This is a genomic window from Flavobacterium sp. CBA20B-1 (genome assembly GCF_028473145.1).
Lineage (GTDB): Bacteria > Bacteroidota > Bacteroidia > Flavobacteriales > Flavobacteriaceae > Flavobacterium.
Window position 1 is genome coordinate 1,303,142 of record NZ_CP092370.1, and the last position, 22,277, is coordinate 1,325,418.

The window sequence follows — 22,277 nt, forward strand, 5'->3', positions numbered from 1 at the left end:
TTTTCTTATATATAATTGAATAAAACAACCAGCAAAAACCACAATATCGGCACACTTTCTACCCAAAAAAGGGTGTAATATTTTGATCGGTTTGGGTTTGCATAATAGGTAAACAATGCAATTACCAAAACCAATATCAGGTTAATAAACCATTGGTTTCCGTAGTAATTCACTTTTAAAAATTCTAGAAAATAAAACGGAATCAGTAGCAAACCAATCAAATATTTGGTTTTTAAAACACCTATTGTTTGCGGAACGGTTTTTAGTCGGATATCATCGTACTTTAAATCGTTAATTTCAAAAATCAATATCAATATTAGTGTAAGAATAAAGCGCTGCGAAAACTTAAAAAACACATCGTTTTCTATAATTTGGTCAGCGTTTACAATGGGCAGCAACGTTGTTACACCCGCCCAACACAACGACACGATATAAATTTTGATACCCGCTAAATTTCGCAAATTAGTTTTCGACTTTGCCACCGGAATTACATATAGCACACATAAAAAAGCAAAGAAAACAGTGAGCATTTGGGCGTTAAAATTCAAATAGAAAAAGCTAATAGCTGCAATCAGCATACTTATTGTGCTTATTGCAAGCACACTTTTTAAAAAAGGTGTCAACCGTTTTCTTTTGACAATTATTGGTGCATATTTAATAAAATTATAACTAAAAACAGTACCAAAAAAAACCAATGCAGTTACAGCAGCATTAAAAGAAAGGTAGCAAAAATAAAAAGTCATTTGCACCAAAGCAGTGGTTGCCAGCGCCACATGCAAACTAGCCTGCAAATACCAGTCAAAAAAACGCGTGAAATATATAGTACTCTGTTGCTGCATAACTTGTTGCTGTTCACAAACTTTATTTTTTATCTCCCGTAAAATTAATCAAATATTAGTTGTATTTTTGCTTTCTTTAAACACAACTCTAATTTTATTACTAGCAGATGAAGACAAATGCTTTTGCTTTGAGACACATTGGCCCCAGAGCAACCGACTTACAACACATGTTTAGCACGGTGGGTGTGAAAGATATGGATCAATTGTTATACGAAACATTTCCAGACAAAATTCGCTTAGAAAAAGACCTGGTTTTAGATCCTGCCATGACCGAATATGATTATTTGGCACACGCAACCGCTTTAGGAGCTGAAAATAAAGTATTCAAATCGATGATTGGTTTGGGTTATAACGAATCAATTGTTCCGGCGGTAATTCAACGAAATATATTCGAAAACCCAGGCTGGTACACTGCTTACACTCCTTATCAGGCAGAAATTGCACAAGGACGTTTAGAGGCTTTATTGAACTTTCAAACCACCGTAATTGAGTTAACGGGAATGGAAATTGCCAATGCTTCTTTATTAGACGAATCTACTGCGGTTGCCGAAGCTATGGCATTGTTGTTTGATGTTCGTACAAGAGATCAAAAGAAAAACAACGCAAACAAATTATTTGTTTCAGAAGAAATTTTACCTCAAACGTTATCGGTTTTGCAAACACGTTCTACCCCAATTGGTATTGAAGTTGTTGTTGGAAACCACGAAACATTTGAGTTTACAGAAGATTTCTTCGCTGCAATTTTACAATATCCTGGTAAATACGGTCAGGTTCATGATTATGAAGAGTTCATCAACCAAGCACATTCAAAAGATATTAAAGTAGCGGTTGCTGCTGATATTTTATCATTAGCGCGTTTAAAATCTCCGGGCGAAATGGGTGCCGATGCAGTTGTTGGTACCACACAGCGTTTTGGTATTCCGTTAGGTTTTGGTGGACCACACGCTGGTTTCTTTGCTACTAAAGAAGAATATAAACGTTCTATGCCGGGTAGAATCATTGGTGTTTCTCAAGATACCAACGGAAACCGTGCATTGCGTATGGCATTACAAACACGTGAGCAGCACATTAAACGCGAAAAAGCAACATCAAACATTTGTACTGCACAGGTTTTATTGGCAGTTATGGCGGGTATGTACGCGGTTTATCACGGACCAAAAGGTTTACGCCGCATTGCAAACGAAGCACACGCAAAAGCAGTTACTATTGAAACCGAATTAACTAAGTTAGGTTTTGAGCAATTAAACGATGCGTATTTTGATACTATTCTGGTAAAAGCCGATGCTGCTAAAGTAAAAGCTGTTGCCGAAGCTAAAGAATTCAATTTCTATTATGCTGATGCTAATACGGTTTCAATTTCTGTAAACGAAACGATTTCAATCAATGATATCAATACGGTAATTGGTATTTTTGCCGAAGTAGCCGGAAAATCATTTGATGCAGTTACCGAACTTTCTCAAGAAGCTTTGGTTCCTGTGAAATTAGAAAGAACATCAACCTTTTTAGAGCATGATGTTTTCAACACGTATCATTCAGAATCTCAATTGATGCGTTATATTAAAAAGTTAGAACGTAAAGACTTGGCATTAAACCATTCTATGATTTCTTTGGGTTCTTGTACCATGAAGTTGAATGCAGCAGCAGAAATGTTGCCTTTAAGTAATCCTAGCTGGAACAATATCCACCCATTTGCTCCGGCAGATCAAACCAAAGGTTATTTAACCATGTTGCACAAATTAGAGCAGCAGTTAAACGTAATTACCGGTTTTGCTGGTACTACGTTACAACCAAACTCTGGTGCACAAGGCGAATACGCTGGTTTAATGGTTATTCGCGCGTATCATGAATCTCGTGGCGAAGGTCACAGAAACATCGCATTAATTCCTGCATCGGCTCACGGAACAAACCCTGCATCGGCTGCAATGGCTGGTATGAAAGTGGTTGTTACCAAAACCACCGCAGAAGGAAATATTGATGTGGAAGATTTAAGAGCAAAAGCAGAATTGCACAAAGACAATTTATCTTGTGTAATGATTACCTACCCTTCTACTCACGGTGTTTATGAATCATCGATTATAGAAATTACAAGTTTGATCCACGAAAACGGCGGGCAAGTTTATATGGATGGTGCCAACATGAACGCACAAGTAGGTTTGACAAATCCTGCACGTATTGGTGCCGATGTTTGTCACTTAAACTTACACAAAACCTTTGCAATTCCTCACGGAGGTGGTGGTCCGGGTGTTGGTCCAATCTGTGTGGCGAAACATTTAGTACCGTTTTTACCAACCAACCCGGTTATTAAAGTAGGTGGTGATAATGCTATTACGGCAATTTCGGCGGCTCCGTTTGGTTCGGCTTTAGTTTGTTTAATTTCTTATGGATACATTTGTATGTTGGGTGCTGATGGGCTGAAAGAATCTACCATGACAGCTATCTTAAACGCGAACTATATGAAAGCACGTTTAAGCGAAGGTTACGAAGTATTGTATTCTGGAGAACGCGGACGTGCAGCGCACGAAATGATTATTGATTGCCGCATGTTTAAAGCAAAAGGTATTGAAGTAACCGATATTGCTAAACGTTTAATGGATTACGGTTTTCACGCACCAACGGTTTCGTTCCCTGTGGCTGGAACGTTGATGATCGAACCAACAGAATCTGAAGATTTAGCAGAGTTAGATCGTTTTTGTGATGCAATGCTATCAATCCGTAAAGAAATTGAAGCAGTAACCGCTGAAGACACCAACAACGTATTGAAAAATGCACCGCATACTTTAGCTATGTTAACTGCCGAAACGTGGGAATTCCCTTATTCTCGTGAAAAAGCAGCTTATCCGTTGGAATATGTAGCAGAAAACAAATTCTGGCCAAGTGTTCGTAGAGTGGATGATGCTTACGGCGACAGAAACCTTGTTTGCTCGTGTGCACCTATTGAAGCTTATATGGAAGCGTAATTGCTTTTTTATGATAAAACGAAAACGCCCGACTGAAAAGTTGGGCGTTTTTTTTGTTTTGTACGGATGGCTTCGAGTTTCAATTGTGGCTTCGAGAGCCTCAGCCACCATTCGAGAGCCTCAGCCACCATTCGAGAGCCTCAGCCACCATTCGAGAGCCTCAGCCACCATTCGAGAGCCTCAGCCACCATTCGAGAGCCTCAGCCACCATTCGAGAGCCTCAGCCACCACACGTACCCTGAGGCTCTCGAAGGGAAAAGGATTGAAAACCAATACAATCGATATATCTACTGACTTTTTAAATCACGGTAGGCAATTGCTAATTCTGGCAGTAAAGTATGGTCTCCGTTTATTAACGCTTCTTTCTTTTTTCTATTCCATCCTTGTACTTGTTTTTCTCTGTAAAATGCGTCTTCTACTCTTTGATATTCTTCGTAATAAACTAATGTTACTGGTAAATATTTTTTGGTATGATTTGCTCCCTCTCCATTTTGGTGCTGTTTTAACCTTAATTCTAAGTTGTTGGTACTACCTGTGTAGTAACTTCCGTTTGAACAAAGTAATATGTACATGTACCCTTTCATGATACTTTTTGCTTATTTAAAAAATTACAGGTGGCTGAGGTTCTCGAAGCCACGTTTCTTTCATTCTAGTGCTGATTTATGTTCCCTTCGAGTGACAATATTCTGTTCCCTTCGAGTACTTATAATTGTTCCCTTCGAGTGACAATATTCTGTTCCATTCGAATACTCTATTCTGTTCCTTTCGAATACTCTATTCTGTTCCCTTCGAGTGCCTCAGGGAACTACTATTGCTGGTGGCTGAGGCTCTCGAAGCCACACCTCTTTCCTTCGATATTCTAATTACTTTCCCTTCGGATGTCCATCATCTGTTCCCTTCGAGTGCCTCAGGGAACTACAAAGTTTTAAAAACCTTGCGGGTTGTGTTTTACTTCTTACTCTCGTTTAACAAACGTTTCATAATAGCCCATTGTTTTAAGGTATCACGAGCTTCTAACGCCGGATAGCCCAACATGGTTTTGCCGGCTGCTACATCGCCTGTTACACCAGAACCTGCACCAATAACAGCACGGTCGCCAATGGTGGTGTGGTCTTTAATAGAGGCGCTGCCGCCAATAATTACGCCGTTGCCTAGTTTAACCGATCCTGCCAAACCGCTGTTACCCGCCATGATACAGAACATACCCAATTCGCTGTTATGTCCTATTTGCACCAAATTGTCTATTTTACAACCATCACCAATAATGGTAGAACTGAATTTACCGCGATCTACACAGGCATTGGCTCCAATTTCTACCTGATTGCCAATGACAACATCGCCGATCTGGGGGATTTTTACCAAACCACGTTCGGCACACGGGCGAAATCCAAAACCATCGGCACCAATGGTCGCATTTGGATGTATGATACACTGATGACCAATTTTACTGCGTTCACGAATAGCCACTCCCGACCAAATGGTGGTTTGTTTGCCAATAATACAATCGTCTAAAATGGTTACGTTTGGGTACAGAATAGTGCCATCGCCAATTTCGGTACGCGGACCAACATAGCAACCTGCTCCTATTTTTACTCCGTTACCAATTTTTGCAGAATCGTCGATTACCGCGGTAGGATGAATATCAACAGTAAACTCGGGCATAGGCGAAGCAAATAATTCCAAAACCTGACTCATAGCCAAATCGGCATCGGGTACTTGAATGAACGCACGGTTTTCACCCGGTTCAATAGAAATATCTTTATTTACCACAGCCACACTTGCAGCAGATTGTTCCCATAATTTTTCGTATTTTTTGTTGCCAATAAAAGAAATATGAGATTGTTTGGCACGGCTAAGTTCTTCGGTATAGGTGATATTTTCTGTGGTGGATCCAATTATGGTTCCCTTTAAAATATCGTTAATTTCAAAAATAGAATACGATTTCATTATAATTTGTTGGTTTATTGCGTTTGTAGATCAAATAAAGCATAATAACTTTAAATTTCCTATTTTATTTTAAAAAACAATACAAATCTATGCAATCTATTTACCACAGATGCACGACCGTTCGACAGGCTCACTGACCGGATGATCTTGACGATGAAAAAATGTTTTAATATGCGATGCTGCACTTAGAACGCTCAGTGACCGGTTTAATGAAAGTAACTACTGAAAAGAATTACTAAAAAACGACACTCAAAATCTAAAAATTTACTCCAAATAAATCTTTCCTTCAATAATTTTAAGATACTCTTGTTTTTCCAAGTGTTTTATGGTTCTGATAACGGTTTCTACTCGCAAACCTGTTAAATCGGCTAATTGTTGTCGCGATAATTCCACCTGAAAAAGTTCAGATTTTATGGGGTTTTGCTGTTTAAGATAATGCAATAGTTTCAGTAAACGTTTTTCCGGACTTTGTGATGACAATTCAGGTGCCATAATGGATTTATAATACAGACGACGTGCAAGACTTCGGTTAATTTCAACAGAAACTTCGGGATATTTGTACAGCATTTCATCAAACAACGATTTCTTTATCTGCACAACAATGCCTTTTGAAATTGCAATGGCGTTTGCCGGATAAGGTTCGTTAATAAACAAAGGCGGTTCACCAAAACTGCGTCCTGCCGTAAAAATTTCCTGAATAAACTCTTTACCGTCGTCGCTATAATTGTTCATTTTCACCTTCCCTTCAACCACCTGATAATAGTACGACGGAAGATGTCCTGCCTTAAAAATCAGTTCGTTTTTAGAAACATCGCGCAACGTTCCGCCACAGCTCAATATTAAATCAACACGAATCATAGTATTTTAAATGAAAAACAAAGATAATGAGTTCTTGCCATATTTTACTTTTTCAATGCCAAGGTATAAACCGTGTAGGGAAATATCTTTTTTGAAATAAAAAAACTAACGAAAATTAAAATTGCCATAGGCAGCCACAACGCATACGAATTAAAAATACCGAAGGTTAAAAACAATGCCGTAAATGGCGCGTGCAATGTTGCAGCTACGGTTAAAGCTACACCCAAAACCACAAAATTTATCAGTTGGGCATCGGCAAAAAAGTATTTTTGAACAATGAATCCAATCAATGCTCCCATAATGGCACCTGCAAAAATACTTGGGGCAAAAACACCGCCATCGCCACCCAATTTCAAGGTAAACCCGGTTGCAAAAGGTTTCAACAATAACGCGCCCACCAACATCCAAAAACTCAACGCAACAATGGTATTATGATGAATGATTGATTCGATTGCATGATAACCATCGCCGTATAATTGCGGAAAAATGAACAAGGCGCTACCCAACAACAAGCCTCCCGCAACTAATTGCAAATACGGATTAAAATCGATAAAGTTTCTTTTCTTTACAAATGTTACGATCTTGGTCATGTAAACGCCGTAACAGCCCGCTAAAACGCTTAACGCAATAAAAAACGGAATTGCCTGATAATGAAAAATTGTTTCGTTATTTCCTAAATTAAAAACCGGTGTAACGTTCATTAAAAGTATAATTAAAGTAGCAAAACCAACGCTTACCAAATGAGTTGTCCAAAAAACTTTTGTTTTTTGCTTGCCAATGGTTTCATACGAAAAAAACAAACCTGCCAACGGACTGCAAAACAAAAGTGTAACACCGCATGCAATTGTCGAGCCTATAAATTCTTTGCGGTATTTTTTAAAGATGGGATCTTTTCTCGATGCCATATCGCCCAAAGCGGCTGTTGCCACAACGGTTGATACTTCGATACCGGTGCTTCCGCCAAAGATAACCGTTAAAAATCCATTGAAAAAATGCGATGGCACTTTATAGGGCGGTAGTTTTTTGGCTTCGCGCACGGCTTCCAACACTTCGGAAATTCCTTTGTTCTTTTTGTTGCTGAAAACGTAGGTTCTTAAAAAATAAATAATCAGCAAACCGATCAACGGAAAAACGAAGAAAAAAAGTTTAAAATGCTGTGCTTTGTTAAAAAGCAAATGTTCGTATTCTTCGACTAGATTTTTAAACATTAAGGTTATTAACCCAACGATAATTCCCACTAATGCAGCACAATACACAATGCGGCTCCACTTTACCCACACGATGTTTTTCTTTGTAACGATACTATTGTTCATATACGCAAAAAGAGGCTGTCCAAAAAGGATAGCCTCTTTGTTATACTACTAACTTTTCAACATCATCACTAAAGTTAATTTCTTGCTTTTTTTGAAATAAAGACCGCTGATAGCATCTAAATTCGACAAAAATGACAAGTTTAGAACCAAAAATACGGCGTTTGAATACCGTTTTTCTTCCCGCAACTGCTACAGCCACCATTTTTCTAAAATTATGTCCAAGAGCCATCAGTAGAAATTCTAATTCTACTTTCTCTAAGCCTTTGAATGTAAATCTATTAAAATCATTATTGTGCTTGAGTTGCCCAAAAACAGCCTCTACTTCTATAGGGCGTTTACTGCGATGTTCCAGCCCTTTCTCGCTCGTTAATAAATTTCGAGCCTTTTCTTTAAGCTCATTCAACCGGTGATTGACTTCTATTCTGCGATTACCTTTTGCATTGAAGCATTGCTCTCGAAGCGGACAATTATTACAGTTTTTTGCCTGATAATAAGACACTTGCGATTCGTGTCCGTTGCTCGAAATTCGTTTTCCTTTGCCAACATTTTCCATTCGTTGACCCATCGGACAAACGTAAAAATCTTGTTCTTTGTTGTAGAATAAATTCTGAACCAAAAACGGATTATTTTTCATCGTCCGTTTCGCTTCTTTGTGAAAATAATTGTACTTCACGTAGGCTTTAATGCTTTTATTTTCAAGCATTTCGTAATTTTCTTCGCTTCCATAACCTGCATCGGCAACCACATCTTTGCTTTGTTTTCCATAGAGATTTTCAAAACCATCAAGATGCGATTCCAAAGTCGTGGTATCCCCCGGTTTTTGATGGATGGAAACGTGGGTAATAAACTGATTTTCAGTTGAAATCTGCGTATTATAAGCCGGTTTAAGCTGTCCGTTTTTCATGTGATCTTCCTTCATCCGCATAAAAGTAGCGTCAGGGTCGGTTTTGCTGTAAGAATTCCTATCGCCTAAAGTTTCTAGGTCTTTTTCGTATTTTTCTAATTTTGGAAGATGCTCATCCTGAAGTTTTTGTAGCTCTTTTGCCTGTTTTTTAGTGGGTTCTTTCAGCTTTTTATTCAAGATCGATAGCTTCTCCCGAAGTTCTTCCGAATTGATGCTTTTAGGTAATTCTTCTTTGTTAATTTCTTGATTATCAGACTGAATAGCACTTTCGATATCTGAAAGAATCGTGTTGATTTTAACTTCTAATTTTTCCTTGTATTTTTCAATCGAACCTCTCCAAACAAAAGTATAACGATTCGATTTGGCTTCGATTTTTGTTCCATCAATGTACTGAATATCAAGACTTACATAGCCCATTTCAACCAGCATTTTCACTACTTCGGCAAATAGTTGTTGAATATGATTTTTTAATATTTTCCCTCGAAAGTCGTTAATGGTTCGGAAATCAGGCGTAGAGTTGCCCGAAATGTACATGAAATAGATGTTTTCGGTGAGTGCTTTAGCTATTTTCCGGCAAGAATAAACGTTTGACAAATAGCTGTAAAACAACACTTTAATCATCATTCTTGGATGATATGCAGAGGTACCACCTCCTTTGTACAACTTAATTATATTGCTAATATCCAACGAGTTAACGACCTCTTCGATTAATCGAACAGGGTGATTATTAGGGATTTTATCAAAAATATTAATCGGAAAAAGTTCAGGACTATTGCCTGTTTGATTTTTAAAAACTACCTTAGCCATTGTTGGTTTTTTGTGCAACTCTAAGATAATTATTTTGGAGAAAAAATACAACAAAAAAAAGCTGTCCGACTTTTCGGACAGCTTCTGATTTTAAATTATAAAATTTATTAGATTGATTTGGAACCGAATTCCTCAAAGAAAATATGATTTTCACTGATTTTATTGTCGGTTAGTTCTTTAACTGCTTTTTCGATAAAAGGTTTTGGTCCGCAAATATAATACTCGGCTTCTGGATCAAACTGCCATTTTTCAATTTTAGAAAAATCGAGCATGCCTTCGTAAACCTCTTTTCCTGCCAAGGTTTCATTCACCACTTCGTAAAACTGATGCTGTTTTACCTTTTGATCTTCTTTAGCGATCGATTCGATTTGGTCTGCAAATGCTCTAACTTCGGCATTTCTGCAAGCATGAATCCAGATTAATTCTTTATCATTTTCGGCAGTTCCGTTTAAATGTTCCAACATAGAAATCAATGGTGTTTGACCGATTCCGCCGCTGATGAATACTTTTTTAGGGAATAGATTCTGCAACGTAAAGTTTCCTGCCGGTGCACTGATTGACACAACGTTCCCTTCGTGAATCTCATCGTGCAGAAAATTACTGATCATTCCGTTAATATCCAGCTTTTTGTTACGCTCACGTTTTACCGAAATTCGCAAATATTCCTTATTCGGCGCACATGAAATACTGTACTGTCTTATTTGGTTTAGATTGATGTTTGGAAGAAAAACCTGAACGCTTATGTACTGACCCGGAATGAAATTTGGAATCGCACTTCCGTCTTCTGCAACCAAATAGAACGACGTGATTTCTGTTGATTCTTTTTCTTTACGTTTAACAACAAAATTTTTCCAACCAACCCACTGTTCGTTTGTCTGCTTCTTGCTTTCATACATTTTCGCTTCATGACCAATCATCAGTTCGGCTAGTTGCCCGTAAGCCGCTTCCCAAGCATCCAGAACCTCATCTGTAGCCAAATCTTGTAAAACTTCTTTGATTGATGCCAATAAATGCGTACCAACAATATCATATTGTTCCGGCTGAATATTTAAACTTACATGTTTATGTCCGATTAAATCAACGGCAGGCATTAAAACCGCCGGATTCGATATATTTTCTGCATACGCCAAAACCGCCATTGCCAAAGCTGTCTGTTGCTTGCCCGACTGCTGGTTTCCCATATTAAACAGATTTTTTAATTCGGGATGATGCGTAAACATTCGGCTGTAAAAGTGTGTAGTTAAAGCAACTCCGCCCGTACGTAACAACGGAACGGTGCTAAATATAATTTCTTTTTGTTTATCTGAAAGCATTGCTGTAAATTTTATTTTAAGCAAAATTACCTCCGCTTAACCATCGATTCTTATGATTGTAATCATAAAAACCACTTTTTAGTGAAAATTTGATAAAAAAAGATCCACCAACCTATTTGATTAGTGGATTATATTTTGAAGCGTTATTGAACTGTTGAATTATTTTGCTGCTTTCAATACCAAATTATCAATGTAAACCGCTTGATGAATTCCGTTTAAAAGAACTTTAAAACCTAAATGTGCATCATTTTTCAGGTTGATCGTGTATGCTTTTTTAGTTCCTGAAATTGCCGATGGTTTTGAAATGGATACATACAATTTCTCATCAGACACAGAACCGATAGAGAACAATTCTAATGAAGCATCGCCTGAGTTTTTAGAAATATCAAGCGTTAATTTATAAGTTCCAGCTTTCATTTTTGGTGTAGATAAAATCATTCTTTCACCAGAACTCATCATAGAATAAAAAGTGATTTTACCTTCGCTGCTATAAAGCATTGATTTACCTGATTCTGCACTCCAGCATTTATCTATTTTTTTCCAAGAATCAAAATTTTCGTTAATACTAGCAACGGTGCTACATTGCGCATTTGATGCAAAAAAGGCTCCTAAAGCCATTATCCCAGACAATAGTATTTTTTTCATATTTTTAATTAGATTTAATATAAATTCACTGTAAAAATACCTAAAAAATGTTAGGGTACACAATTGTTTTTTAGTTGCTTTACAAGTACTGCATTATTAGTAACCCAAACATTTCTCGCAAATATCTTTAAGCACTCAATTTACAGTACTTACATGGTGCCTAGTATCTGGGTAGAGGTACAACCGCACAGCTTGCTCTAAAAATTCAATGGTATCAAACAAAAAACATCGAAAATGAAAATGATGCTGAATAGTATTTTGTGGATTTTCGCATTTATTACAGATGACAAAAAAACATACTGAAAAAAGGCATAAAAATGCGGCATTTAGATACGGATATAAATTGAAACACAACAGTTATATAATAAGTACCATTAAATTAAAAAAAATCAATAATTTAGAGTGCTATATAAATTAGAAAATGAACATTTATTTTTACAAAAAATTTGCATAAAGTTATGGTAAATAGAAAACCAAAGCAGAAATTTAATCACACAAGAGAATTTTTAATATGTCTGATTTTTTCTGGGGAAACACTATTTTAAAAAAGTTCAGATTACTTGAAATCTAAAAAATTAACTAAAATCAAACTATGTAAATAATGAAGTGTTAAAAAATTCAAACTTTAAAAAAATTTGAATTTCATATCTTTATTCTAACAATGGAACGAAAAAGGAAAAGGATGAAACGTTGGGCTATTCACTAATAATCCACGCCAATAACAAAATAATTATGGTAAAAGAAAAGTTTTTGGGTTTAATTGAAAAATATTCTGATGACCTAAATTATAACCTAGATTGCTGGACGGAAATGGAAAGAAATTATTCTTCAAAATCCCGCTTTTATCACACCCTTGCGCATATTGAAAATATGGTTACAGAACTAGAAGAAGTAGCCGATTTGGTAAAAAATTGGGACGGTTTGTTGTTTTCCATTTTTTATCACGACATCATCTACAACGCTACCAAAACCGATAACGAACATCAAAGTGCATTGCTTTTTGAAAAAAGAATTTCCAAGACTTCGTTCCGCCATATCAACCCATGCAAAGCCCAAATTGAAGCGACAAAAGAACATCAACACGCTGACGATGCAGACACCAATATTTTATTGGATATCGACTTGGCAATTTTAGGAAAAAACAAAAATAGATATCAGGAATATGCTCAAAATATAAGGAAAGAATATCAAATTTATCCTGATTTTCTATATCGAAAAGGAAGAAAAAAAGTGCTGAAAACCATGCTGGAAAAAGAAGCCATCTACCAAACGCATTACTTCCGAGAACAGTACGAAAACCAAGCAAGAGCCAATATTTTATCGGAACTTAATCAACTATCTTTATGAGATGCTGAATTAATATATCGTGTGCATCAACAGCAAAAACTTCAGCCAACCCGCTTGCAAAAAAATACTAAACTACTTTTTATAATTTAGCCATTCATTAATTCAACTTAAAAAATTAGCATGATACTGATTGAACGATACGATGTTTTAGAAAAACCAATTCAACAACAATTTGATAAATGTGGCGATGCCGGAAGCACGTTATACATCACCAGGATAGATGTAGTTTCGTTTATTGCCGTTCGTGTGGCCCAAAAAAAAGCCGTGGTAAGGTGCAATGCTACCGGAAAAATAGTGGCTAAAAAACACTGGAACCAAGAAACACATAGAGAAGCTAAAGAACTATTGGCACAACATAAAACGCCAAAATTGGGTTATTACCTTTTATCTACTATACTTATTACTGCCATTGCGGGATGTATTTATCTAATTTTAGCAGATAGAAATTCTACTAACTCATACAAAAACTCCTTTATGGCAAAAACTGATGCGGAAAAAACTGCGCTGTTGAAAACCCTGGGGCAAGGAGATTTGTTGCTTATATCTAACCATATTTACCGCATCAAAAGCATCGATAATGAAACGGTAATTTTAGAAAAAAACACCTCGGAAATAGATGGCGAAAAAATTAATAGTTTTAAACCTATTGATGAAAGTTTAATCCCAAACAACACCTATACAGGTTCTTACGAGATTAAAAAAGAAGATTTCCTAAAAAACAATATGGTGTTAGATAATACCGGCACCATGATTACCCAGTATCTGGATAAATAAAAAGCGCGCAACCAAACACATTTTTTTCGGAATTGAAAGTCTCGGGAATGATTTTCAATCTAATTTTTGTGTTTGAATTGATATGATGAATCTACCGAAAGATAAAAGTGAATTAAAAAAAGAATATTTTTCTTGGCTGAATAAAAATCAAGAAAGCTTACGCACTGTGATTTCTGATGCTGTAGATGCTATTTATAATGTGTACAACAAAAAGTATGATGCAGCTGATGTAGAAAAAATTAAAAAAGGATTGGCGCTCAACCACACCTTTTGTTGGGCGTTGGGAGAATACGTTTTTAACTTTGCCAAAAGTGATAAAATCTTTGCTAACCTTATCGAAGAACTTTCAAATCACGCTTCTTCAAAAGTTAGGTTGAATATCATTACCAATTGTTTGTACAATAATCCAGAAGATTTGGTCAATCAATTATTAAAAAATGCGTTAAATGATAAAAGTAAAAAAGTAAGAGAAAAAGTTGCAGATGTAATGCTTCGGTTAAACAAAGAAAATCTTACAAATCATTTATTAGAAAGAACCGCCATTGAAACTGATAGTAACCTGAAAAACAATTTATTATGGACTTATCAATTACTCACAAAAAAATGGGTGTACGAAGCCGAAAATAACACAGTGACTGTTCATTTAAAGGATGGCGGAATCACAAAATTCTTTGTAGAAGACGGAATAAACAGCAATGATACAGTGCAAATTGAAAAAAAAGTAGCCGAATTAAGAAACCAACATTAACACAAAAAGCAAAAAATTAAATCCTATGTTTTTCACCAAAAAATCAGAAAAAGCGAAAGAATTCATCGCATTATTAAAAGAATTAGGTTTAGGAAGTTTAGACTATAATCACAACAAAAAGAAAGATATATTTGAATTTATACAACCAGGTTTCAAAGCCGGAAAAAATGTGAGTATCGACCTAATAAACAAAACAGTAGCTTACCAAAAAATCATGTAGATTTTGAGGAAGCGCTTCCTTTTAAGCTTAAAATTGCAGAAAACGGAAAGTATTTCATCACCACCAATTTTAATGGAGAATCATTAGAAATGATTGATTTTGACAACAAAAAAGGCAACGAACAATTGGCGCTTACATTAAAAAAAATCAATGAATTTTTGTTAGAACGCCCGTTAGAATCCACCACCGAAATCGAAAATGAATTTAAATTTAGCGATAAACAATTGTGGATGCTCAGCATTACGGCCATTTATAGAACGTACGAAGAATCGTATGAATTTAATACATTACAAGACAAACTTGCCACTTCACTCACCAGAGGCGTGAGCAAAGAAAAGCTTAAAAATCAATGGCATATCCATAACCTAGAAGATTTGATGGCAGAAGTTAAAGAGTTGGAAAAAAAAGAATCTGTAGAAGAATTTGGCGAAGCCTACATGATTTGGGATTATGCAAGAATTTTTATGTTGGTACGTTTAGCCTTTGATTTAAAATGGATTAACGAGCAAGAATTTTGGCAATTGCTAGCAACCTATGCACCTGAAATTCAGCAAAGTTACAACGGTTGGAAAGAAATGGCTACTGCATTTTTACAAGCCAGAAAATTGTGGGCGGGTTCTGAAATTACACAACAAAATCAGTTTGAAAAATTAATAGAAAAGTTGCTCAACAATCCAAGCAGTGTTTGGAATAATGTAAGCTGGAACACTGATTTAACAACTTAGAATCCAAAAAAAAAAATAACGATTAAAAATAAATTAAGAAATATTACCTTTCAAGACTCAAAGTATAAATATATTTTGAATGAAAAAGTTATTCAAGAAAATAACAGCCTATATTACTGGGAATCAAAACTTAGGGTATTTAAAGAGGGTTATAAAAACACACCGCTAGAAATTCATTTTACAAGCAAAAACGAATATACTACCGGAAATTCGCTGACATCTCATCACGAAAACAACGTAAATTTAAACCGACCTTTTTTTGTTTGAAAATTGATAAAATATGCCATAAATATTGGCTGGAATGGCGAAATCAAAGGCTTAATTATTAAAGACGGAATATCGATACTAGAACAATTAGGATTTGATATGAGTGAAGTAAAACGTATTAAATAATTTTAATTCGCTGAAAATTAATTAAATACAATTTTAAAAAAATGAAAAACAATTTTTGGGTAGAAGAAAAAAGTCCAACACAATTTTTTAAAGAATTTATCTTATCAGAAAATCCACAAGCTAGTTTTTGGGATGTGTTCACCCATTACGAACCTGAATATCTAAATGATATTGCGAACAACAAATCTAATAAAGATTTACAAAATCAGCGTGAAATTGTGGATGAGATTATTCAAAAATATTTTTCTGAAACCAATATGAATCGACAAGAGATTGAGCTACTTGTAGATGCCATTGCCGAATTTTTATTGCCCGAAAAAGACCAAGAAACAGCTAATATTTACTCAAAAGTTAAAGATATTGCTCAAGAAATTGCCAAAAATCATCTTCAACCTTTAAAATTAAAACAAAGAGATTCAGACGATTTATTAGATGACCTACAGGATAAATTAGAAGAAATTAATCAAACGTATATTAGAGAAAGTGACCAAGAAGCCATACGCCAATCAATTCGGTTAAAAGGCATTACTGGAGAATATAAACCCGAAGAAGTAGCAGATTATCTTTCGCGTTATGAAACCCATTGGGAAAACCAAGCTATATATCTTGCATCTGCACCAAAAGAAGAAGCAGAAGACATAGCATCTGACATAGACGATTTTATTTACCCGAGGCTCCCACTAGCCTGCTCTACAACGTTTTACGACTTTAACGGTGATGGCGGAAATTTATCTTATGAAGAACAAGAAACATTTGTAAATCAATTATTTGAACGCTATAAAAACGAAATTTCTGAATTGTTAAACCAACAGCCCGATGCTAGTTTGCAACCACACATAGACTACAAAAAACTAGACAAGCATGAACATTTAGAAACATTGTATTGGGAAACCATAGAAACCAATCCTTTTATGTACGAATATGAAGTATTTTTTGCTGCTTGGAAAGGAAACGACAAAGTTATGTTTTTATCTGTAAATCATGAAGATAAAGAGCTTCCGTACGAAATAAATTTGGGTGGATTAAGCTTAGATAAATATGAAGAAATTCTAGCAAAATTTAATGCGATAACAGCGTAAATTTGTAACCCTCATATTTTTCCAGTGATTTGAAAAATGCTTCTCTTTTAGCTCCAAATAAATCTGCAGTTTTTCCTTTTCGTTTGGAAAATTCAATCAATTAAAAATCAATACAATATAAACAAGAAAACAAGTATTCAGAAAAAAAATGAAACAAATCAATCAATATAATTTCGAAACCGAAACCCTGCCGGCAGTGCAACTTACCGAACAGACTGGCTACAATATCCGCTTTAAAACTACGGACGGTTTAACCGAGATTTATATCACAGATAAAAAGTAGAATGACAACAAAAAGCATCGTGAAAATCGCAGCACTTGTAATAGGTCTTGGGGTAATTTTATTTGCTTTTATGCTTTTTGCCAGCATCAAAACAAAATCTAGCAGCCTCAACAACCACGAACCTTATAAAAATTGGGTGGGCAAAAACGTGACGCTCCAAAAGGAAACCGTTTTGTTTATCGACAGAATGTATGACGATAATGATGACTACAAGTATACGCTGTTGGACAGTCTGCATCCACAATGGCAATCGGTGGACGAAAGGAAAAACCTACCGGCACCCGATCTGGAAGAAATTGTAAAATTCCCTGCCGGAACCCAATTTAAACTGGAGAAAGCGATACAATATACCAACGGTGTTTCAGGCTTTTCGACGCCCTATATTTTCGGCACCATTCTGCACAACGGAAAAACCTACAAAACCGGTTATCAGTGGGGAACTTTAGACCTTGCAAAAAGTATGGATAAGGAAAAAAAATCCTGGCATTTTCACCAGGCTCCGTGGCAGGATTCAAAAGATACTGCGTTTTATGAACTTCCAACAGCAAAACTTTGGTAGTTGAAAAAAAGACTGTTTTTGGTAGGTTATAGAAGCAAGTTTATCTCAACATCGGACAATTTCTTTTAGGAGACGCAGTATTGGGAATTGATGCCTGCCCGATGGAAGGCATTGATGTAAAAATTTTAGATAAAGAATTTGGTTTAACAGAAAAAGGCTTGACAGCCGTTACTGCAGTATCTTTGGGCTATCGGACAGAAAGTGATTTTAACGATCCTGCCAAAACGCCAAAATCAAGACTTGCTTTTGAAGAAATATCTACATTGATTTAGTGCAATTATTAAGATGCAATTACGGGTTTTATCAGCCCCAGCGGTGCGAACCGTCAATAGCCCCAGCGGGGCGACCTGTGAATAGCCTCGTAGGTGCGACCTGTTTGCGTGAGGGATAGGAGCGGCATCCTTTTGTGCAGCGGAGCGGAGCAAAAGATATAGCGGATAGCCCGACCCGCCGCGGCGGGGCACGACCAAATAAATAAAAAAATGAATATGTGACTAAGCGAAACTATACCTATCGATTGAATTTGCTGGCTTTGGAAGACTAATCAGGTACAAAACGGGCGGAAGAATTGCGTGTAGATTTTGAAAAATCACGATGATATTTCATTATCCCAGGAAAAGTACACACTGACTTGTACGATAAAATGGATGTGATTCCGTTTGATAAATTGGAAGCGTTTTTTATGGCTAATTTGAAGTTAAAACAAAGAGGTTAAAAAAAGAGGCAGTTTCTTCCAAGCGTATGGGAAGAAACTGCTTTTTTTTGAATCTAAATTATAGAGGCAGCGTTAACGCTTTTTGAGGAATACGATTGCGTTGATCCGTTACCGTGATGATTTTTAGGAGCTTTCTATTTAACTTCAGGTAAATTTTTTAGTTCTACATAAAAATAAGAAATTGCATAGGCAAAGATCGCAGCACTAAGTCCGAAAACATTGGCATCCAATCCGTAGGGCAATTCTGCATTTATGATAATTAAAGCAATAGACACGGTACCACCCACAATCATTGAAATTAAAGCGGGTAAATGATGGGGTTTTTCAAAGCGATATCTTCACATCACTTTTTCATTAAAACTTACCGGTCATTCAGAAAAATTTTTACGGTAGCGACAGGAAAACTCTTTACTCTACCACTTTTCTGGCAATATCTAAAGGCAACCTCGTTAACAATTCATAGTTCAGCAGGCTGCTGTCTTCGCTGAACGATGCTACGGAAATATGCTGGTCGCCCTGGCTTCCTATAAGTACCACTTCGTCACCGATTTCAACATCGGGCACATTGGTGATGTTTAAGGTCAGCATATTCATATTAACCGTTCCTACCACATCCACGCGGTACCCTTTCACCAACACTTTACCCTGATTGCTTAGTTTTCTGCTGTAACCGTAAGCGTATCCAACCGGAACAATGGCAATTTTAGTCGTAATATTGGTATAATAAGACATCCCATACCCGATAAATTCACCTGCCTTTACCGTTTTAACCTCTACAATTCGGCTTTTCCACGAAATAATACGGGTAAGCGGGTTGGTTTCTGTAAGATTTTTCAGGTAATAATGTACGTAGGTTTCATTGTTAGGAAAATAGCCATATTGCAAAATACCAATTCGAACCATATCGAAAACGTATTTGGGATAACGCAAAACTGCTGCCGAATTGGCAATATGAAATTGTGGTGAATGATTTTCCAGGCCTTCAAATTTCTTTTTTATTTTCAGAAATTTCTGAATCTGGTCTTTGATCCGTTTGTAATTAGCAATGCTTTCCGCACCGGCCAAATGGGTGCAAACCCCTTTTATTTCAATGAGGTAATTTTGATTTATTTTAGCAATGATTTCCTCAAAATCTTTTAGCTCAAATCCGGTACGGTTCATCCCTGTTTCAAATTCGATATGTATTTTTGCGCGCAAATGTAATTGTTGTGTGATGGCAATTATTTCATCAAGTGAAGAAAAATTAGCCACATAAAATTCAACATTATTTTTAATTGCCCACGACAGGTCTTCTTTAGCCAGACTGCTCATAATCATCACATCAAAATCTCCGTTTACAGATTGTAAAACCTGATACGCTTCATTGGCACTGTAAACGCTAAAATGCCTGACGCCGCATTCATACGCCAGCGGACAATAATGTTGGATTGTATGACCATAGGCATTGCCTTTTACTACGGCAGAAAGAAGGGTATTGTTAGGAAGTTTTTTTTGTATAAAATCTATATTGTGTTGTAAGGCTGATCTGGAAATTTCTATCCAAGAGGTGGTTTCCGGTTTATAAAGCATTTTCTAAAATTTTGTAAAACATCGTTGCGGCGGTTACCGTAATTTCATCGGGAAAATCATAATCGGGATTGTGTAGTGCCGGGCAATTTTCGCCAGATCCAATTCCGAACATAGCACCCGGAATCAATTGGGTAAAAAGTCCAAAATCTTCGCCCCACTTAAAAGGTTGGTTGATTTGTTGCTGCTCTAATTGTAAATCTTCTGCCGATTTTTTAATGATTTCTACTGCATTTTCATCATTTTGGTTAGATAAAAATTCTTGCGTCCAGGAAATGTCTACGTGCAGATTTTCGTTTGTACATATTTTTTTAGTTTCCTGTATTAGGTCATTGGTTAATTGGTTGAAAAGTGCAGGCGACCAGGCGCGAATCGTTAAATGCAGACTGCCTTTTCCGGCAGAAATTCCATAGTCTTTGGTTCCTAAATTGGCATACACAGGGGTGATGAGGAAAAAATGGTCATCTTCCGGTTTGTTGTGCGTCAGTTTTTTGCATTTTTCCAAAATCAACGCCATTGCAAAAGCTGGGTTAAAGCCGTGTTCTGGCTCGGCAGCATGAGCTGTTTTTCCTTTAAAATCAAAAATTAAACTTTTTACATTTGCTGTAAAGGCGTGCTTTTTATGTATGATTTTATGTAGTGGAAATCCCGGTAAATTGTGCAGTGCAAACACCATATCGGGTTTTAGCTCCTGAAATTTTTCATCGTCTAAGACCGCTTTCGCACCGAGTCCGTTTTCTTCGGCAGGCTGCCACAGCAAAATAATTTTTCCTTTGTCGATAGGGTTTTTATGAAGCATTTCCGCTACCCCAATCATAATGGTGGTATGCCCGTCGTGCCCGCATTTGTGAGACACTTGAGGGTTTACCGATCGGTGTTCAAAATCATTAATCTCTTCAATAGGTAAAGCGTCTGTATCTGCACGCAGCATAATGGTTTTTCCATCTTCTTTACCTGTAAAAACTGCCACTACACCGGTTTTTCCCGCAGAGAATACCTTTGCACTACTGTAGGCTTTTAGGATTTCCTGGATTCGTTTGCAGGTTCTGAATTCCTGGGTAGAGAGTTCTGCGTAATTCTGATGAAAATCTCTTCGGATTTCCCTTAGTTTATCATCTAATTTTCTCATTCCTCTCAAGATAATAAAAATTTTTACTACCCGCCTTATCAAATAATAGATTTAATCTAATTTTAACGTAAAATTTGAATTAAAGTGTACCATTGCTGCGTAAGAAACCATTGATACAGATAATTTTAAAACATTAGAATTTTAATTTATTAAATGTCCAATTTTTGGTATCTATCAGTAATAATTGATTATACATCACTTCTAAATCGCATATAATTTGTAAGGTATGCATTGCCATGATGCTGCCAATAATACCGGGCAAAGGACCTAAAACACCAAGGCTATCGCAATCCTTTAGTTATGAATTCCTTTCAATTTTTTGTAGATTTACAGAACAGAATTACAACGTATGAAAATGAGTAACGTTAAACTACCTCGTTGTGAATTCCTTTCAAATTTTTTGTAGATTTACAGAACAGAATTACAACCCTGAGTAGCTTCTTTCGCTACAAAAACGCGTTGTGAATTCCTTTCAAATTTTTTGTAGATTTACAGAACAGAATTACAACTAATATTATTTAAAGATTTATCAATCACGCGTTGTGAATTCCTTTCAAATTTTTTGTAGATTTACAGAACAGAATTACAACTAAATGAAGCAAAAGCACGCATGGATGCGGGTTGTGAATTCCTTTCAAATTTTTTGTAGATTTACAGAACAGAATTACAACTGATGCAATGATTTACAATAAACTTCGTAAGTTGTGAATTCCTTTCAAATTTTTTGTAGATTTACAGAACAGAATTACAACTGAAGCATTTTAAAAGTGTTGCTGCTGCATGTTGTGAATTCCTTTCAAATTTTTTGTAGATTTACAGAACAGAATTACAACTTATTGGTATGGAAATTAAAGTTCCTGGATGTTGTGAATTCCTTTCAAATTTTTTGTAGATTTACAGAACAGAATTACAACTTTATTGCAAATAATTCGTTTAACTTTTCTGTTGTGAATTCCTTTCAAATTTTTTGTAGATTTACAGAACAGAATTACAACCACAAGCATTTATAAACCCTGGCGCATTTAGTTGTGAATTCCTTTCAAATTTTTTGTAGATTTACAGAACAGAATTACAACTGATATAAAATATTAAAATGTTTATATATTGTTGTGAATTCCTTTCAAATTTTTTGTAGATTTACAGAACAGAATTACAA

General features: G+C 36.1%; 20 protein-coding genes and 1 pseudogene. 11 read left to right on the forward strand and 10 right to left on the reverse strand.

What is annotated here, in order from left to right; genetic code table 11:
- Positions 1-5: 5 nt before the first annotated feature.
- Positions 6-839, reverse strand: coding sequence for a hypothetical protein (locus MG290_RS06550; protein ID WP_264563022.1), 834 nt, complete (start codon positions 837-839; stop codon positions 6-8).
- A gap of 107 nt (positions 840-946) precedes the next feature.
- Between MG290_RS06550 and gcvP the strand changes: the two genes are divergently transcribed.
- Positions 947-3,796 (forward strand): aminomethyl-transferring glycine dehydrogenase, encoded by a 2,850-nt coding sequence (gene gcvP, locus MG290_RS06555; protein ID WP_264563023.1) that lies wholly within the window; start codon positions 947-949, stop codon positions 3,794-3,796.
- Positions 3,797-4,083: 287 nt separating this feature from the next.
- Here the strand turns inward: gcvP and MG290_RS06560 are convergent, their stop codons facing one another.
- The 7 genes and pseudogenes from MG290_RS06560 to MG290_RS06590 form a co-directional block, all read right to left on the reverse strand.
- Positions 4,084-4,380 (reverse strand): GIY-YIG nuclease family protein, encoded by a 297-nt coding sequence (locus MG290_RS06560; protein ID WP_264563024.1) that lies wholly within the window; start codon positions 4,378-4,380, stop codon positions 4,084-4,086.
- 364 nt (positions 4,381-4,744) lie between these two features.
- Positions 4,745-5,743, reverse strand: coding sequence for a UDP-3-O-(3-hydroxymyristoyl)glucosamine N-acyltransferase (gene lpxD, locus MG290_RS06565; RefSeq protein ID WP_264563025.1), 999 nt, complete (start codon positions 5,741-5,743; stop codon positions 4,745-4,747).
- Between the two features lie 264 nt (positions 5,744-6,007).
- The gene (locus MG290_RS06570; protein WP_264563026.1) at positions 6,008-6,601 is read right to left on the reverse strand and encodes a Crp/Fnr family transcriptional regulator; all 594 of its coding nucleotides are present in this window, start codon (positions 6,599-6,601) and stop codon (positions 6,008-6,010) included.
- 44 nt (positions 6,602-6,645) lie between these two features.
- Complete coding sequence (locus MG290_RS06575) at positions 6,646-7,914, reverse strand: chloride channel protein (protein WP_264563027.1); 1,269 nt, start codon at positions 7,912-7,914, stop codon at positions 6,646-6,648.
- A 199-nt stretch (positions 7,915-8,113) separates the two neighbouring features.
- A pseudogene (locus tag MG290_RS06580) lies at positions 8,114-9,625 on the reverse strand (IS1182 family transposase); the annotation flags it as partial.
- Positions 9,626-9,732: 107 nt separating this feature from the next.
- On the reverse strand, positions 9,733-10,938 hold the full coding sequence (gene hmpA, locus MG290_RS06585) for an NO-inducible flavohemoprotein (RefSeq protein ID WP_264563028.1): 1,206 nt from the start codon (positions 10,936-10,938) through the stop codon (positions 9,733-9,735).
- A 159-nt stretch (positions 10,939-11,097) separates the two neighbouring features.
- A complete protein-coding gene (locus MG290_RS06590) occupies positions 11,098-11,583 on the reverse strand; it encodes a hypothetical protein (RefSeq protein ID WP_264563029.1) in 486 nt (161 codons plus the stop codon).
- An 870-nt stretch (positions 11,584-12,453) separates the two neighbouring features.
- Between MG290_RS06590 and MG290_RS06595 the strand changes: the two genes are divergently transcribed.
- From MG290_RS06595 to MG290_RS06640, 10 genes are all read left to right on the forward strand, one after another.
- Entirely contained in the window at positions 12,454-12,930 is a 477-nt protein-coding gene (locus tag MG290_RS06595) for an HD domain-containing protein (protein WP_264563030.1), read from the forward strand.
- A gap of 120 nt (positions 12,931-13,050) precedes the next feature.
- The gene (locus MG290_RS06600; RefSeq protein ID WP_264563031.1) at positions 13,051-13,704 is read left to right on the forward strand and encodes a hypothetical protein; all 654 of its coding nucleotides are present in this window, start codon (positions 13,051-13,053) and stop codon (positions 13,702-13,704) included.
- 82 nt (positions 13,705-13,786) lie between these two features.
- Positions 13,787-14,452: a HEAT repeat domain-containing protein gene (locus MG290_RS06605; protein WP_264563032.1), complete on the forward strand. Its 666-nt coding sequence runs from the start codon at positions 13,787-13,789 to the stop codon at positions 14,450-14,452.
- Positions 14,453-14,477: 25 nt separating this feature from the next.
- The gene (locus MG290_RS06610; RefSeq protein WP_264563033.1) at positions 14,478-14,672 is read left to right on the forward strand and encodes a hypothetical protein; all 195 of its coding nucleotides are present in this window, start codon (positions 14,478-14,480) and stop codon (positions 14,670-14,672) included.
- A gap of 89 nt (positions 14,673-14,761) precedes the next feature.
- The gene (locus MG290_RS06615; protein WP_264563034.1) at positions 14,762-15,397 is read left to right on the forward strand and encodes a DUF1266 domain-containing protein; all 636 of its coding nucleotides are present in this window, start codon (positions 14,762-14,764) and stop codon (positions 15,395-15,397) included.
- Between the two features lie 270 nt (positions 15,398-15,667).
- Positions 15,668-15,790 carry a hypothetical protein gene (locus MG290_RS06620; RefSeq protein ID WP_264563035.1) on the forward strand — a complete coding sequence of 41 codons (123 nt, stop codon included), beginning with the start codon at positions 15,668-15,670 and terminating at the stop codon, positions 15,788-15,790.
- Positions 15,791-15,831: 41 nt separating this feature from the next.
- Positions 15,832-16,869 carry a hypothetical protein gene (locus tag MG290_RS06625; protein WP_264563036.1) on the forward strand — a complete coding sequence of 346 codons (1,038 nt, stop codon included), beginning with the start codon at positions 15,832-15,834 and terminating at the stop codon, positions 16,867-16,869.
- A gap of 148 nt (positions 16,870-17,017) precedes the next feature.
- On the forward strand, positions 17,018-17,152 hold the full coding sequence (locus MG290_RS06630) for a hypothetical protein (RefSeq protein ID WP_264563037.1): 135 nt from the start codon (positions 17,018-17,020) through the stop codon (positions 17,150-17,152).
- Between the two features lies 1 nt (position 17,153).
- Positions 17,154-17,711, forward strand: a complete 558-nt coding sequence (locus MG290_RS06635) for a hypothetical protein (RefSeq protein ID WP_264563038.1) — start codon at positions 17,154-17,156, stop codon at positions 17,709-17,711.
- An 80-nt stretch (positions 17,712-17,791) separates the two neighbouring features.
- The gene (locus MG290_RS06640) at positions 17,792-17,983 is read left to right on the forward strand and encodes a hypothetical protein (RefSeq protein ID WP_264563039.1); all 192 of its coding nucleotides are present in this window, start codon (positions 17,792-17,794) and stop codon (positions 17,981-17,983) included.
- Positions 17,984-18,834: 851 nt separating this feature from the next.
- On the opposite strand, the gene alr is transcribed toward MG290_RS06640, so the two are convergent.
- Positions 18,835-19,995 carry an alanine racemase gene (gene alr, locus MG290_RS06645; protein WP_264563040.1) on the reverse strand — a complete coding sequence of 387 codons (1,161 nt, stop codon included), beginning with the start codon at positions 19,993-19,995 and terminating at the stop codon, positions 18,835-18,837.
- Complete coding sequence (locus MG290_RS06650; RefSeq protein ID WP_264563041.1) at positions 19,985-21,121, reverse strand: amidohydrolase; 1,137 nt, start codon at positions 21,119-21,121, stop codon at positions 19,985-19,987. Before MG290_RS06650 ends, alr begins: the two co-directional genes overlap by 11 nt.
- Positions 21,122-22,277 lie beyond the last annotated feature (1,156 nt).